Raw genomic sequence first — 16,647 nt, forward strand, 5'->3', positions numbered from 1 at the left:
TATGCGGCGGCGCCGCCGGCGATATGGAGCGTCGCTGTTCATTTCACCCGCTCGAATTAAGTGGGCTGGCCCTAACGGTTTGGCGCTGCTAGCAATCTCGGAGGACGACGTATGTAGACGCTCGCGTGCCGAGTGGTAACAGCGAACGTATCTCGAACTCTTTCCGACAATACGGCTGTTAATAGAGAATCTTGACGGTTTTGATCATTTAGTTGTCGCTGCATATTGGAAGCAGCTTCTTAATTTAAGAAAAAATGACTTACAAGATTCCTATTTTAATGTATCACCAAATCGACGTACCGGCTCCGCGTGGCAGGCCGATGCGTGGATTGTCTGTGTCGCCCGGGGCTTTCGCAAGACAAATGTGGATGCTCCATAAATTAGGTTATCGCGGCATGTCCATGTCAGATCTCGAACCGCATCTGAGAGGTGTGGTGTCCGCGAAAGTCGTTGGCATAACGTTTGATGACGGTTACCTCGACAACTATGAAAATGCGTTGCCGATCTTGAAAAAGTATGGCTTTACCGCTACGTGTTACGCGGTGAGCGGGTTGATCGGACGCACAAACGAATGGGACCGTAAAAAGGGAATCCGACGAAAGCGACTTATGTCTTGGGACCAATTGCGGAACTGGAGGGCTGCCAAGATGGAAGTAGGTGGGCATACGCTGATGCACGAAGATCTGGTCTCCCTCTCCGTGGCTGACGCACGCCGGCAAATTTCAACCTGCAAAAGAACTTTGGAAATTGGTCTGAATGCACCCGTGCATCATTTCGCCTATCCGTACGGGGAATTCAATTCCGCGGTAACGGAGCTTGTCCAGGAAGCCGGTTATCGCAGCGCGGTAACAACAAAAAGCGGAAGAGCTTCTCCGGGGGATGACATGTTCATGCTTCGGCGAATATCTATTGCCAGAACGACGAATATATTCGGTTTTTTGCAGAAGATATTGACATGCCATGAAGATCGAAAGGGGATTTAGGCGGTTTATTTTTGTTGGATGGAGAGTAGTATTATGAGGGACGTAAAAAGGCTGCGTGTACTAATAATAAATTCGATGATGAAGGGAGGGGGGGTGGACTCACACACAATATCCCTATGCCAGTCTTTATTGAAACAAAAATGCGACGTAACACTAGCTATTCCTGCCGGAAGCAGATGCTCAAAAACTGCCCGTCACATCTTGGGTGAGAAGGTTGTTCTTCTACGCGGTGGGCGGTCACGGTTCTTTTGGGACGTCGCACGAATGGCCCGCGAGGTGGCATATGACATCATTCACGTTCATCATGGGCGCGATTATTGGCTTGGTGCATTAGTATGGTGGCTGTCTGGAAGATCCGCGAGGCTAGTCGTAACCCGCCATCTTATGACGTCGCTCAAGCCGAGAACCCAAAAACTCCTGTCTGCACATGCTAGTGTTATAGCGGTTTCCGATGCCGTCAAGGACTCGATACTTCGGTCAGATACTTGCCGCGAGATGAAAGTTGAAAGAATATACTGCGGGATCGACACGGAGAGTTTTGCACCCCGGTCAACTTGGCGGAATGAAATTCGTCACGAAGTTGGGATACCAGTCGATGCGTTCGTTTTCGGTCTTATCGGAGGAGCGCAGCGGCCGGATGGAAAGGGGCAGCGCTATTTCATTAATGCGGCGAGGTTGGTGTTACGCAAGTATCCGCATGCGTTCTTTGTATGTGTAGGAGATGGGGATCTCGTTCCACGCATGCGCTTGGAACTTAAATCAACTGACGTTGCTGAAAGATTCTTGTTCCTCTCCTTTGCGGGGGATATCCCCCGCTTCATGCAGGCAATAGATGCTCTTGTACATCCTGCGGTCGGGAGTGAAGCACTAGGATTGGTGATATTGGAGGCGCTCAGTTGCGGAAAGCCGGTAATTGCCTCTGAGCTTGATGGTATACCAGAGACATTTATAGAAGATTTTCATGGATTGCTGGTGCCGCCAAAGGACTCAATCTCACTCGCCGACGCTATGTGCTATTTGGTTGCCGATCCGATGCGCGCTGCAGATATGGGGAAGCGGGGACCTAATTGGGTTCAGAACAACTTCTCGCTCACGTGCTTGGGGCGCCAAACGATTGACCACTATCGCAATTGCCTGCAGGCAGGTTAGGGGAGCACAAGTGCGGCCGGATGAGACACAGGTTGGACGCCTATAAATTGCTTACCAAAGCCTGCGCACACATGCCGCCATGAAGCCTCGTAGGCGTGCAACGAACTCAGGCGTCTTTCAGGGGTACTTGACCGAAGTCCGTGGCGAGCCGACACGGCTACCTCCCGCACGGGTCATCTGCTTCTAAAGGTCGGTGGCCCTCAGCCTGCATATTGGCCTGTCAGGCTAGCTGACCTCAGCCCGAAGCCACGCAACGCATCTAGCGCGTAAATACACCGCGAGGCGGCTGTGCAGCGGGGTGCCGAAGCTCCGGGTGGAAATCTGCAAGACCTTGTGGATCGGTTCTATCTCGAGAGCCTCTGCGAGGCAGGTCCACAAAGGCCTTGAAGGTGTTCAAATGATGGAGAGCTTCGCCTGGCTTACAAGGCGGCGCAATTGCATCGTCCTTTTGCCCAGCGCTCCAGCACTTTTGAGGCCGTCGCACTCCGCAGTGGTGACGCCATCTCAGCTCGTCCCTGTCCACTTAGTTAGTGTCACCCAACCCAAAGGGGCCTTGGTCGCGAAACCGGTTATCGAGAGCGATTCAACGGGTTACAGCAGCCGGAGCTCGCTGTGCTGCCTGGTTGCGCCGGATGGGCGGCACCTCTGTTGACGATAGTCGGACAATAACCCATGCTCAAAAATATGACTATTTTGTTTTTGTTAAAATAAAAAACAAAATAGTAGAATATATTTATATATATTATCAAGATATATATGGGGATTCGAGTGCCCTAGGCGGAGCGGGGCACTCGCGCAAGCGAAAACGAGAAATTTCCTGTCGCCCTTCGGGTGTAAGGGACATACCCTTTGGCCTTTGGCCTTTGGCCTTTGGCCTTTGGCCTTTGGCCTTTGGCCTTTGGCCTTTGGCCTTTGGCCTTTGGCCTGCCCGGTTTGATCGAGCAGGATTTTTCCCTCGTTTTCTTGTGCTGAAGGGTCTGCTGCGGTTGTATCCCTGATGCTAGATCACGGTTCTTGCGCATAGCACGTCCGCCCTTTCTCCCCTGCGCGTTGTTGTCGCACGCGAGACGTTGCGTGCTAGTGCTGGTGGATGTGTGACGGGTTGTCATTCGATCATCAATCCCTTCTGTTCCCCGGGGGCGCTACGCTTGCCATCTCGTTCCGGGGAGTAGGGTATCGCTGGGTTCCTGCATGAAAATAACTCTGAAGTCGTGCTCAATTGCGCTGGGAGTAGCTTCCCTAACCTCGGCTATCGATTGTGCTGGGCAATCATTGCCACCACCAACCGTGCCAAACGCGGGTAGCCTAATGCAGCAACATCAATCAGTCGGGCGAGGAAATGTGATTGATCAACCTGATCGAGAAGATGTTAGTAGGGAAAAGAAGCGCTATCTTGTTAAGCAGATCAAGTTCTTGGGGAATCACAAGCTGACCGATGCCGATTTGGATCCATTGGTCGCCTCGTATGTGAAAGCGGAAGTGTCGCAGTCGGATCTAGAGCGAATCGCCGAAGCGATTAGTCGCGCTTACAGCGCACGAGGATATGGCTTCACATCGATTGTGGTGGATCCGCAAGGCCTCACAGAGGGTGAAGTGAAGTTTCTGATCGTGGAGGGTAAAGCGGGAAGGGTAGGATTAAGCAATCACAGTCGAGTTAGAGGCGAACTTCTGGAAGGACCATTGGAGGCTTTTCGGAAGAATCCCGATAACACAGATTATCTCGAGCGCGCCAGTCTGTTGATGTCAGATATCCCAGGGGTTGCGAGCGCACGACCGCGCTTATCGCGGGGGGGCACTAAGGGAACAGTGGATGTTGAGATGGAGGTGGAGCCTGCGCCGTTGATTGCTGGCGCGATATCCATCGATAATTTCGGAGGGCGTTCGACGGGGCGCTCGCGGATCAACGGCGCGGTCGGCATAAGCAGTCCATTCGGGCTGGGGGACGCTCTGTACCTGAATGTCTCCGGTATGCCATTCCGATCGGATAACGGAGACTCGACGTTTGGTGGAGTGGCCTACGATCTCCCCGTTGGGCGCGGCGGGATGCGAGGCGGCGTGAGTTACAACCATATGTTGTATCACTTGGGTGGAATATACGCTGGCATGTTTGATGGCACCGCAGATGTCCTGTCGACGTATGTAAGCTATCCATTAGTACGCCAGCAGAGCCGAAACCTATTTGCAAAAATTTCGTATAGCCACAGCCTTTATAGAGACAACCAAGTTGGCTTCGATAATCGCAGAAGTTCAGATGCAGTTGTGCTGTCACTGTATGGAAATATACGCGATACCCTGTTCGGGCAGCCGAGTGCGAGTCGGTTGTCGGCGAGCTTTACGCACGGCGATCTACGCTTCAATAACCCGCTGTTTGCTGAGCAGGATGCACATGGTAGTCAAACAGCAGGAAAATATAGCAAGATTGAATTATCAATATCGAGAGTTCAGTCATTGTCGGCCTCTGCTTATGTTCAAGGCGATGTGTTTGGGCAGTATAGCTTCAATAACCTAGATGGCTCATCTCGTCTGGTGATTGGCGGGCCTGCCGCAGTACGTGCATTCAGTTCTGATTTTCTTTCTGTTGATACAGGGTTGATTTTCAGGGGAGCTGCGGGATTGCGGGTGCCTGTAGCAGTGTCAATGGTCAATTTGTACGCCTTCTACGATGTAGCGACAGGTATTCTGCGTAGCGCGCCGATGAATGGACAGCCGAATAATGTGAATGTGCAAGGAGTTGGTGTTGGGGTGGATGCTACATATCGAATGATTACGGCATCATTAAGCTTGGCGATGCGAGTTGGCGGGAACGTTCCTGGCATTGATACGCAGCCCAAAGGATGGTTATGGGCTTCCTTGGCCTATAGTTTTTAGTAATTGATTGGGTTAAATATGAGGTGGGTGCGCATTGATATATTGAGATACGAAATGTAAATTCAGTATTTTATTGGTGCGGATCGTGCCAACCGATATGTCGTGCGTATCCATCGTGTAGCAGAAACATCATTGTAAAATTAGATTGAAGACCAGGGAGTAGAATTTAGGCATCGACGGTACGATCGGTGGGGGGTTGCCTTCGTCGGGCTCTCTTTGGTATGTATCTTAAAGTCGACGTATTTAAGTTTGAGTGCTGTATCAAAATACGTCAAAGTAGGTTGTGGATTGTGAAGGTTATGCTGATCAATGAAATTGCTGTTCCATTTAACCAAGTGTTTCTGCAGTGGATTATGAAGAAGGGGCAGCTCGTACCAATTTCGATGCTAAAATGGACATTCTGGTTATTTAACCCTCGAATATTTCCATTGCACGCGTTGGCTTGCGGTACGTTGATGTATTTGCGCACCGGGATTCAGGATCGAAGTTGGTGGGACTACTGGCGTCAGGTGGGATATTGCTTCATGCTGATAGCAATGGCGATAGCCTCAGTGGGCGTGGTCAAGATTCTTGTTGACGCGCCGCGGCCGGGCGTGTTTTTCCCTAGCCTCGTCACTCGACTTGGGGCTGAGGACCCTTACGGTTTCCCTAGTGGCCATGCGGCACTCATGGCATCTGTCTGCTATGTGCTGTGGGATCGCGAGAACGACATGGGAAAATTCATACTGCTGACGATCACAGTGTGGGTGGCCTTGGCGCGTTGTGCGGCTGGATTACATTTCCCACTGGACGTCGTGGCAGGTGGCCTGTTTGCAGTTATTGCATGCGCCTTATGTAAGCGCCTTATGTCAAAGTGCTTTCGTGCTGAAGTTGCAGGAACTTAGCATGCTTTCCCATTCTGGCATTCGCCAACAGTGAACTTCCTACCGCGAGCGGGAATTTCATCTGCTACGGCGGCCACTATCGCTGCCAGAGCACGCCTCAGTACCATCAGTTCGGTATGCAGAAGATGAAGGATTTTGCCGAGTATTCAGCTTAGAAGCCCTAACAAAATGAATCTACAGGGCTGCTAACTTCAAGTGATCTTTGTTAGCCTTTGCGTTGTTTCGTCAGCGCAAAGGACATGGCCAAACTAATACTCGACGACGAACTGTGGGCACTCATCGAACCACTAGTGCCGCCACCGAAAGCTCGGCGCACCCGCTTCCCGGGCGCAAGCTGCTAGACGATCAGGCCCGTGCTCACCAGCATTCCTTGGGAGATGCTGCCCAAGGAAAATGGGCTGCGGCTCGGGGATGAGTTGCTTGCGACGACTGCGCCCCTGGCAGAAGGCCGATGTGTGGGATTGCCTGCACGAGGTGCAGTTGGCCAAGCTGCGTGCGGCCGACCGCGTCGATTGGTGACGTGTCATCGTTGATTCCTCTTGCATTCGCGTGGTGGGGTCGGGTCAAAAACAGGACCCAACCCCACCGATCGCGCGCGACCCGGTTCAAAGCATCACCTCCTGACGGAGGTCCAAGGTATACCGCTGGCGCTGATGCTGAGCGGCGCCAATCGCAACGACGTTACCCAGCTGCTGCCGCTGGTCGAGGCGATTCCACCTATCCGCGGCAAGCGCGGCCGTCCTATGTCCATGCCCTGCATCGTCTAGGGTGATCGCGGCTACGACCACGACAAAAATCGGGAGCCGCGTCACGCCGCTGGCATCGCCACCGAGATTGCCCGTCGCGGTGAACCGCATGGCAGTGATCTTGTTAGGCCTTCTTACTGATTCCGGGGAGCCACTGCTGCACTACCAAACGTTCATGGATGAACGGGGCGGCTTGGCTGTTGTCTGCCCGAGCGCATCGAAGGTCGATCTGTAGATCGTTAGCTTCGGAGCGGGGAATACCAACGCCATCGAGGTGCTCTCTTGAGGTGCTCACCAGATGTTCGTGCTGTGCATGGCCGCCTACAACCTCGTGCGCATGCGTTCGCTGGGGACAAATCCGTCCGCAGTTGCAGTAGCGGGAAAAGAATGCAGGAAATGGTCGCTCAACAGCCGAAAAACTCGATCCAGCGGCGCCTAGGTTCCGGATTGCGAAATCAAGCCGTGCTCACTTGCACAGGAAAGCCGACCCCCCGTGCGAGGGAGTACTTCAGCAGCCTGCTAGGCCTGGATTCGGGCACTGATCGAGCGTCCATTCCACGTCCTCAATCTCCTAGGGCATCGCAAAGTTCGCTGCAAGAGTCTGTCCAAGAGCACGGTGCATATTTCAACCTGTTTGGTCTTGCGAATCTGGCGCTTGCTAAGAAGCCGTTGTTGGCGCTGTAGGGGGCAATCTGTCATGAGCGTGTAAAGCGCGCCAGAAATAGCGAGAAATTGGCAAAAAACGCCGTGAATCTGGCTCATTTCTCGCTCATTGTGAAAGCAAAGACTAAAGCCGTGGGTAGCGCAATACGAAGACCTCGTTGATCCGCGCTTCCATAACAAGAAATTTCCTATTTTATCCATCTGATCGTATTGTCACCATGTAAATCCGTTCGTTATTTGAGAGTGAATTTACAAATGAGGTCCACAGAAGTGAGGCTACTCCTCAATCAAGAGATTAGGGAGGCATTGATGAGCGCAAGAAATTCGGAAGAGATCAACGCGGCCACAAAAAAGGCCCGTACTGAAAATCCAGATGCCTTCCATAACGACTGGACATTGGGCGCGCGGGTATTTTTTGATCAACCATCGCGCGATGTGCCTCATAGCGGTTTTGTGCGCAACAAGCACCGCAGTCACGTTGTTGCTGGAAAGAGGCATTGATAATGGTGGCTATGGGCCAATTCGGTATTCAGTATGGCAGTGGTTGTCTTGCGTGGAAGGCGGGGCTGTGACTATGTAGATTCTAAGGCGACCACGTCAAGTATGCCAGCCTGTGTCGCGCGTGGGAACGAACTCTCACCCGTCAGTTATCTATCGCGGGCGGTGTACGGAGTTGGCTAGTGTGGATAACCGAAGGCAAGTGCTGGAGGATTTTGGCTGTCGGTGTCGAGTTCATCGCTCGATTGTGTGGGCGGCGAGGTGTTGAGTTAGGCCTAGCGCCAGAGTCGAATCCTGTCGCCAGCTGGAACTGGCGGTGGGGTGCTGGGGTGGCTACAAGCTCGATCGGATGGTATGGCCCGAAGCGGAAGCACGTACGTTGGCGCTGTACCTGAAGCCGGTCAGCAAGGTCATATGCTGCGAGGAATGCGGATTGCAGTGCCGGCAAGTCCATGAGAGGGTGGTGCGGTGCGTGCACGATCTTCCGTTGTTCGAGTAACGAGTGGTGCTACATGTCCCTCGCAGGCGCGCGTGGTGCGAGATCAATGCGGGGATCCACGGCTCGAATGGCTGGGACGCTACCAGCGTGTCACCGCCCCGGCTGGCGCAGGCCTGTGGGGAGTTGCTGCGTAGCTGCAAGGTGCAGCCGGTGGCGACTTTCTACGATCTGGGTTGGCATTCCCCGGAATTCGTCGTCGAACCGAAAAATGAGCACACCGACGGTGTCCGGCGCGAGGCGCTGGAAGTCCTGACCCGGCGGGGTCTCTCGCAACGCAAGGCATGTCGTTACCTGGGGCACAGCCGTCGGGTGGCGACCTACGTGCTCAAGCAGCCGGAGACGGCGGTGCTTGGGCGACCGGATCCTTGCGGGGTATCGTCGGAGGTGCTGCGCTTTGGATATCGCCGGATGCCGGCCTGGCTGGTGATGGGGAGTCGCGAGTGTGCCGAATGTGGCGCGCCCTGAAACTTGGCATCCCGCGACGGCGCCCCCGCCGGCGCCGTTGCGGCAACGACATCCGCCTGCCAGGCGCGACGCAGCCCAACTCAGTCTCGGGCTAGGACTTCGTGCATGAGCAATTGGTCGCTGGGCCGGGCGCCGAAGAAGCGGTGTGTGATAGACGAATACCCCCGAAAATGCCTGGCGATCGCGGTACGCGCCAGCCAGCGCGCTCGCAGGACGTGATCCTGACGCTGTCGTGTCTCGTGCGGCCGTATGCAAGCCAGCCGCCATTCGCTCGGACAACGGCAGCCGAATTCACGGCTGCCAAGGTCATGCGCTGGTTGCGCGATGCTGCGATCGGTCCGGCACTCACTATCCCCGGCAGCCCGTGGCAGAACGGCTTCATCGAGAGCTTCAATGGCAAGCTGCGCGACGAGTTGCTGAATCGTGAATGTTTTCGCAGCCGCGCCGAGGCCAAGGTGCTCATCGAGCGCTCGCGCCAGTTTTACAGCAACGAGCGCGGGCCATACCGCGCCCATCGCACCGCAGCCCAGTCCACGGTTCGTCGAGCCTGGCTTGCTTCCGCAAATATCGATCATGCCTGATTGGCAACATCATCCCGACGCAGGTCACAGGGGTTTTGATGCCACTTATCACAAATTCTTAGCCGGACGCCTGAATTTCGGAGAACTTCCGAACTATGATTCATCCCAAAATTTATAAGCTCCGTCAGATCTAATCACAGCCAAGTGGGGCGCATCCATCGTTTGTTAGTTTGGGATCTTTTGATCGACACGCTTGTTAACTTTTCTCCACGCTTTCTTAATATCACGCGGAGGAATCCACAGCTAAACTCCATGCTCACGGCGACTTCGATCCTAAATCAGGTGGGGAAACCGGAAGTGCTCGTGCTTAAGGTTATTCTAGAGCGTGAATTTCCCCGTATCCATACGGGGTTAAGAAATGGTTGTGACGAATAGTGTTTTGTATTAGGAGTCGTATTTATAAGGAGTTTGGATGCTATTTGATATACAGCAAACGGAGCCGAGTGACGGCATAAATCTACCTTCTGCTAGTTCTAGCCTAAAATATTTGACAGCCGATGGTAAGCCAGTGGCCGTTAAATTGGTAGAGAATTCGAGTGGATATAAATTATCCGATTATAGAGATATCAGATTTTCGATTTCGTTGCACGGATCTTCGCCGACAGCGCCGCGCCCTACAAGTATTAAATCCGATAGCATTGTTCAAATTCCATATGGAATTAGCATGGATGCCAACGGCGTGCTTACTGGGCGACCACTTGGAGTTGGAGAAATAGGGTCCACGCAAGTTTATTCGTTCTGCGTCTTTGGTATAGGACGAAGAAATGATGGACCCGGCTTAGAGATACTTGCCGCGCAGTGGTTTCAAATGTCAGTACGACACCTTGGGTATATTTGCTTCGACGAGGTGGTGGAGCATCGGGAGTATTTGCCTGAGGGTGTCGGAGGTCTCGAGTATCTCGTGGCGGAGAGCTTACTTCCACATCGTTTTTATGCGAGAGTGTCTCCTTCCGAGATTTATAGTGGGCAACACTCGTTTGAAGTTCTATCTTCCCCGCCGCCGGGATATGCTGCCTTCGAAAGTGCTAGGCCGGCGGCCGGTCCAAAGAAATATGCGAATCGGATAGTCATCCCAGACGGAATGACACTGTCATCGGGGACGGGGGAACTGCACGGCGTCCCCACGACGAAGGATACAACAATGCATACCTTCTTCGTTATTGCAAAGTCAAGTAATCGTCCGCCGAATGACGCAATTATCGCTGCCGGATGGTTTGAACTATTGGTTTGGGGAAGTAATGACGGATTCGTAAGAAAGGCCCTTCCATTTATCAAGGTCACTTCCGGCGATTTTGGTGGTGATGTGTTCTCAGGTATTCATAGTGAATCAACGAAAGATGCGCTGATTGATGGACCGATTCAATATCCTAAGAGCGGAGGCGTCGAAGAGGGATACGAGCCTTACGAATTCATTTTCGAGATGAAGGATTTTGATAGCGTGGAGTATTTGTCTGGGCGATTTCCGCTCGGTCTTATGTTTGCCCAGCCTGGAAAAACGAGAAATGAGACTATAAAAAAACTTCCTGGATGGTCAAAGGAATGGACCTTGGATCCTCGACTGGACAAGAAATTCGACTACCCCACCATTTGGGCGGTCCCATGTTTTTTTGATATAAAACCGGGGAACTATACGTTTAGTGCAGTCGCGAGATCCGCAACACAAAATTCGGTATGGTATATTTTCGATGTTGAAGTTAAATCCCTGAAAGCAGATAGTGCGAGCACCGAAATAAGCGTGAGTTTGGGTGGGCGGTTTGAAAGAGATTTGAAATTTGAAGGGTGGAAGGCGCCATATCAACTACGAGCGGATTTGACTGGGGCACCATTTCACTGGGTACGATTGGGCAATTACGATGCTAGCTGCTCAATTTTCGGGATAGCAGAAATCAATACCCAGTGGGATTTTGAGTACGATCAGCCTTATGGACGGAGTTGGCTTGTTCCAATCTGGGTTGTCGATGCTGAAAATGTGGCGGCAAGATTAAATGTGCGCATTCATACTACGGATGGCGTTACATTCGAGCCGCGTCCTCTTCCAAAGGGTGTCGTTGGATTAACGTATGTGCCAACTAGGGTAAGTGTAGGGATTCCATATAGGGGAACGGGGGATGTTGCGGAAACCTTGTCCGTGGAAGTTGACAACAAATCAATTGTCGGTCGTGTCCCTGATGTCCGTTATATGCCCCCTCCGGGCCTGTCCATCCGCGATAGGGTAGTTAGTGGGAAGCCGGTTTTGGCTGGCCGATTTAAATTTTTTGCACATGGCACTGCAAAACTAAAATCTCCCAAAAATGGATCACTAAACATTGAAGGTTCGAACCTCGTTACGGTGGAAGTTGTCGATAAAAATACATTCACTAATAAGCGAAAGATAGAGGCCACGCAGAACATACGCATCGATATTCCTTCGCCAGATGGAAGCTTGGAGTTCAAGAATGTTCGGGTCCTAGCCGGAGAGGTTCCCCCGGGTCTAACTCTGCATCCGGACTACCAGATTGACGGAACGCCAATCGCGACTGGCGAATTTGAATTTGTGACGGTAGCGTCTTTCAGAAAGAAAGGTGGATCCGATGAGTTCGCGGACGGGATTTTTTTTCTGGACGAGTTTGTGGTCAAAAGATCTGATGCTGTGGATAAGAAGATATCTGGGTTTCATATTTATGTCTATGCTGGTGAGCACAGGGTAATCGAGGATCTATCGCGGTTCTTTCATTTGGGAGATGATTCTCTTGTTAATGTCTCTTTGGCGGCTGAATCAAAGGATATAGTCGGTCCATATAATTTCCTTTCTCATGTAGAGGTTGTAAGGAATGATAATGGTAAGGATTATGAAATAATTATTTCTGGGAGCCGCCTCGCGCACGGAGCTTGCCCATTGTCTTACGTTGTGACTGCAAAGGACTCGGCTGGGGTGGTCAAGAACTACAGTGGGGTTGTCTATGTTTCTGTGATAAGGGAAGATGGCCCTCTCCCGACTCATGGGCAAGCCTTGCTACCGGGTCATATAAATTTAGCTCGGTTTTCCATTCAGAGAGAATTGCGGACCATTATCTGTAATGAGCCGATTAATATTGAATTTAATAATTTTGTATTCCATAGTCAGTCTCCTGTAGACGGTACACCCCCAATTGGGTGCGGAATAAACAGAAATAGCTTGGTTGGAAAACCTTATGTTCCAGGAATATATGCATTTTGCATGGAGGCTGATCAGCTATTACCTAATCCTGTTGCGTCGATACTAGTCTACTTCGTGATAACAGTTATCCCGCAGTTGGAGATCGGTCCCGCAGAACTTCCGAAAGGTGCGACTAAAGGGGGGGGATTTGAGGTGGATCTAAAGGTGAACGAGGCGGGTGCTCCGGCGATGTTTAAGATAACGGAAGGAAGACTCCCAGAAGGCGTCACCCTGGATGAGAAAGGGCACATTTCCGGAATTCCAAAGGGTTCAGGCGAATATTCGTTCGCCGTTGAAGCAATGCGAGGGAGTTCGAGTGGGAAGAAGGGGTACAAGCTCCATGTGGCTGATGCTCCGATGGCTCATACTTTTGAGCACGTTGAGCCTTTCTCAGATTTGATTTATCACGATTCAGATATAGGGCGCTTTGCGATCGGCGGCCCATTTTTAGAAGGGAAGGTTGTTTCGGTTTCAAATGAGGCACGGTTTTGTGCGGACAAGGGATTTGAGCTGAGAGATGGAAAATTGTCCTTCTATTTTAAAGGAAAGCCTGATGCCTCAGGTAGATGCGTTGTTGAATATCAGATAAAAAATAGTATTTCGTGGTCTGCAACCGCATCAATTGCAATTTTTCTTCCGTAGTGCGTATTTGTTACATTGAATGCCAGTCAATTTTTGAAGTGTTTTATTTGCGCGCGGAACTGATTGGAGGAATTGTTAGAGAGTAGCGGGAGACATGGATGTTGTGGGTCGACTTTTTATATTACAGATTGCCGCACGTATTTTGGGTTGGATTCCATTTATATGTTTCGTACCATGCTGTTGTGCGGAAGGTAAAGTGAGCCACTTTTCCGTACAGTTTGCCTTTCCGCGCGAAGGCTGAAGATGCTGTTGAAGGGACAGTGGATGTCGATCCACGTGCTCAAGGCCCAGGGGTTGAAGCTGCGCGCGATCGCGCGGCGCCTGGGCGTCTCTCGCAAACACGGTGCCCCCGCTTACCTGGTGGTCGACGATCTCCGCCGCTACAAGCTGCGTGAGGCGCGTCCTATCATGCTGGATCCGTTTCACCACTGCATCCGGGAGAGCATACGGGCAGCGGTGCTCGAGTGGATTTTCCACGGTCATCGTCACCAGCCAGTTACCGATTGAGCATTGGCACAGTTGGATCGGCGACGAGACCATTGCCGATGCGATGCTCGACCGTCTCATGCAGCGTCATCACCGGATCACGCTCACCGGCGAGTCGCTCAGAAAATCATCCCCAAAACCCACCATCCAGGAGCCAGGACTCGACCAGAACTGATACGAAACCCTACAATCGGCACCGCGCAACTCCCATCCCGCCGAATCGGTCACGATCCCGAAATCGGCGGTCACGTTCGCCGAAATACGCAACTGGGGCCCGGCGCACCGGCGCTGGATCAGTGCCTTTGCGTTCGATACCGTGTGGCAACAACTTGCCTGTGACGAATATCGACGTGCCATCGAGGATCGAGTCGCCCAATGCAGCCGTCTCGAAACCGCCTTGCGCGAAGCAGTGGTTAACTGGCGCTTCTACCCGGCCGTACTGGGCTTGCAGGCCATGCGCGGCGTGCAGTTCACCACGGTGATCGGCATTTTCGCCGAGTTGGGGGATCTCTCGCGTTTCGTGCATCCGCGCCAACTGATGGCCTGGCTCGGCGTCACGCCCGCCGAGCACTCATCGGGGGAAAAACGGCGTCAGGGCAGCATCGCCAAGAACGGCAATAACTATGCAAGAAAGTTACTGATCGAAGCCGCATGGAGTTACCGCTACCCGGCACGCGTGAGCCCCGAGGTCCAGCGCCGGTACGAAGGTTACCAAAGGCTATCGTTGACCGATCTTGGGACGCCCAGGTGCGACTGCGCCGGCGCTATCGGAAACTAGCCGCGCGCGGTAAGAACCCGAACACTGCGGTATTTGCGGTGGCCCGCGAACTGAGCGGGTTCATCTGGGATATCGGCCGGCTCGCCATGTCGCTTGCCGTACCACAAGAGGCACCGGGCAACCTAACCTAGCCGTTCCGTCAGACTTGCTCATTCCTGCTCAAACAGGAACAAAGCTGACTTCCTGCTTCGCAGAGGCCGGTTTCACTCGGATCTTTCGAACCGAGCCAGCGCCTTCCTCTCCACAGGCTGACACCGTGGAACTCACGGCGTTGTTACAGAGGTTCACGGCCGCATTGACATCGCGGTCGTGAATCGTCCCGCATGCGAGACATGTCCATTCGCGCACCGACAGCGGCAAGCTGTCCATCTTGTGGCTGCATACCGAACACGTCTTGCTGCTGGCGTAGAAACGGTCAGCCACGACGACCTTACCGCCGCGCATGTCCGCCTTGTACTCCAGTTGCCGCCTCAGCTCAAAAAAGCTCATGTCGGCGATCGAACGGGCCAGATGCCGGTTCTTCAACATGCCGCGCACGTTCAGACCTTCAATGCCGATGGTATGGAAACGCCGTGTCACGTCAGTCGTGAGCTTATGCAGGGCGTCCAAGCGGATGGCGGCGATGCGGGCATGCAGCTTCGCCAGCTTTGCTTTCGCCTTGCGACGATTGGCCGATCCCTTGACCTTGCGCGACAGGCTGCGCGACGCCTTGCGCAGGCGGGCCAGCAAAGCCTTGTGGGCCTTGGGGCCGGGGATCGATTCTCCCGTCGAGAGCGTCGCCAGTGCCGACACACCCAGATCGACACCCACCGCGCCTTGGTTTTCGGCTTCGGGCAGATGCGAACCATCGGGTGTGTCCACGGTGAGGCTGACGAACCAGCGGTCGGCCACACGGGAGACCGTGGCCGACATGATCTTCCCAGCAAAGCGCAACGACTCGCGCATGCGCACCCAGCCGAGATTGGGGATGCGAATGCGTGAGGCGTCGAGGCTGAACTGATCGTTGGTGAGCGTAAAGCGGTCGTGCACGCCCTTCTTGCGGAACTGCGGATAGCGGGCACGGCCCGCGAAGAAATTCTTGAACGCGTCGCCCAACTGGATGATCGCCATCTGCGGCGCATTCTTCGTGACTTCCATCATCCACGGAAACTGCTCGCGCTTGATCGCATTCAGTTGGCGTCGCAACGCCGTCTGCGACGGCTTGGGGCATGCATTGTCCGTCTTCCACGCCTCGTACTGGCGCTTCCACTCGGCCAACGCCCAGTTATAGGCGAAGCGCGCCGTGCCCGCCGCACGCGCTAGATACGTGGCTTGCGCGTTGTTCGGATCGAGGGCGATGCGGTGAGCAATCAGCATGAATGGGCGGTTTCCGCGACCTGACGCACCCCGTCGAGCAGCTTCTGATTCTTGCGCGAACGGCTGCCGTAGAGCCGGGCGCTGAACACTGTGATGATCTCCAGCACGTCCTTGGCCAAGTCTTCCTCGAACGTCGTGTCCTCGCCCTGGTTGAGGATCACGACCTCGACGTTCCTCGCCTTGCAGATGGCGAACACCAGTTCCGCACCAAAGCGCAGTAGCCTATCCTTGTGGGTAATGACCAGGCGCCCGACAGTGCCGTCGATGATCGCGCCCAGTAAGCGCTTGAGGCCTTTCTTGTGGTAGTTCATGCCTGAGCCAAGGTCGGCGATTACCTCAAACGTCCAGCCTTGGTGCGCGCAGTAAAGCTCCAGTACCTGCTTCTGCCGCTCAAGATCATCCTTTTGGTCGTGGCTGGAAACACGGGCGTAGGCCACGGTGCGCCGCGCCATCGCGGTTGCATGGAAGTGTTCGGGCCGCAGACGCGCCAGATCGTAGCGACGACGCCCGCCGGCTGTGCGTTCGTCCGGAATAAGCTTGGCTTCGCGTTCCCAGCGCCTGAGCGTTTGAGCCGAAACGCCCAGAAACTCCGCAGCCTCTTGTATGCTGACCATCGTGCGTGACATGCGCAAATTGTGCATAACTGCGCAAGAACGCGCAACTATGTTGGCGGCAGTTCAAGCCCTGCCCACATCGACGGTTCAACAACTACTTGGTAGGCAGTTTCCTGAAGGCGACGTAGCCCGGCACTCGAGTAATCCGAGAAAGCGCTGGGCAACAGAATCTCATCCGACTTGCGGAACTAGATAGCGGCAGGCTCATTGGGCGGACCCTGTCGTGCGGTAACGAACCCGCGGATATCAGCCTGATCCAC

General features: G+C 53.5%; 8 protein-coding genes and 6 pseudogenes. 12 read left to right on the forward strand and 2 right to left on the reverse strand.

Going from position 1 to position 16,647, the window contains the following annotated elements:
• Positions 1-254: 254 nt before the first annotated feature.
• The 12 genes and pseudogenes from AC3FLX_RS30850 to AC3FLX_RS30905 form a co-directional block, all read left to right on the forward strand.
• Positions 255-983 carry a polysaccharide deacetylase family protein gene (locus AC3FLX_RS30850; protein ID WP_488701124.1) on the forward strand — a complete coding sequence of 243 codons (729 nt, stop codon included), beginning with the start codon at positions 255-257 and terminating at the stop codon, positions 981-983.
• Between the two features lie 78 nt (positions 984-1,061).
• Positions 1,062-2,132, forward strand: coding sequence for a glycosyltransferase family 4 protein (locus AC3FLX_RS30855; protein ID WP_488701144.1), 1,071 nt, complete (start codon positions 1,062-1,064; stop codon positions 2,130-2,132).
• A gap of 1,308 nt (positions 2,133-3,440) precedes the next feature.
• Complete coding sequence (locus AC3FLX_RS30860; protein ID WP_488701125.1) at positions 3,441-5,000, forward strand: ShlB/FhaC/HecB family hemolysin secretion/activation protein; 1,560 nt, start codon at positions 3,441-3,443, stop codon at positions 4,998-5,000.
• 299 nt (positions 5,001-5,299) lie between these two features.
• A complete protein-coding gene (locus tag AC3FLX_RS30865) occupies positions 5,300-5,884 on the forward strand; it encodes a phosphatase PAP2 family protein (RefSeq protein WP_488701126.1) in 585 nt (194 codons plus the stop codon).
• Between the two features lie 239 nt (positions 5,885-6,123).
• Positions 6,124-6,753 (forward strand): annotated as a pseudogene (locus tag AC3FLX_RS30870) (IS5 family transposase); the annotation flags it as partial.
• Between the two features lie 849 nt (positions 6,754-7,602).
• Positions 7,603-7,794, forward strand: coding sequence for a hypothetical protein (locus tag AC3FLX_RS30875; protein WP_488701127.1), 192 nt, complete (start codon positions 7,603-7,605; stop codon positions 7,792-7,794).
• Between the two features lie 346 nt (positions 7,795-8,140).
• A pseudogene (locus AC3FLX_RS30880) lies at positions 8,141-8,473 on the forward strand (ISL3 family transposase); the annotation flags it as partial.
• 13 nt (positions 8,474-8,486) lie between these two features.
• Positions 8,487-9,336 (forward strand): annotated as a pseudogene (locus AC3FLX_RS30885) (integrase core domain-containing protein); the annotation flags it as partial.
• 664 nt (positions 9,337-10,000) lie between these two features.
• Positions 10,001-13,153 (forward strand): putative Ig domain-containing protein, encoded by a 3,153-nt coding sequence (locus AC3FLX_RS30890; RefSeq protein WP_488701128.1) that lies wholly within the window; start codon positions 10,001-10,003, stop codon positions 13,151-13,153.
• Between the two features lie 243 nt (positions 13,154-13,396).
• Positions 13,397-13,624: pseudogene (locus tag AC3FLX_RS30895) on the forward strand (IS21 family transposase); the annotation flags it as partial.
• Positions 13,614-13,814: pseudogene (locus AC3FLX_RS30900) on the forward strand (ATP-binding protein); the annotation flags it as partial. The pseudogenes AC3FLX_RS30895 and AC3FLX_RS30900, both read left to right, overlap by 11 nt.
• 90 nt (positions 13,815-13,904) lie before the next feature.
• Positions 13,905-14,548, forward strand: a pseudogene (locus tag AC3FLX_RS30905) (transposase); the annotation flags it as partial.
• Between the two features lie 28 nt (positions 14,549-14,576).
• On the opposite strand, the gene AC3FLX_RS30910 reads toward AC3FLX_RS30905, so the two are convergent.
• Entirely contained in the window at positions 14,577-15,773 is a 1,197-nt protein-coding gene (locus AC3FLX_RS30910; RefSeq protein ID WP_488701129.1) for an RNA-guided endonuclease InsQ/TnpB family protein, read from the reverse strand.
• Entirely contained in the window at positions 15,767-16,399 is a 633-nt protein-coding gene (locus tag AC3FLX_RS30915) for an IS607 family transposase (protein ID WP_488701130.1), read from the reverse strand. The genes AC3FLX_RS30910 and AC3FLX_RS30915 overlap by 7 nt, the downstream gene beginning before the upstream one ends.
• Positions 16,400-16,647: the final 248 nt, after the last annotated feature.

Source organism: Cupriavidus sp. 291-E7 (assembly GCF_057798835.1).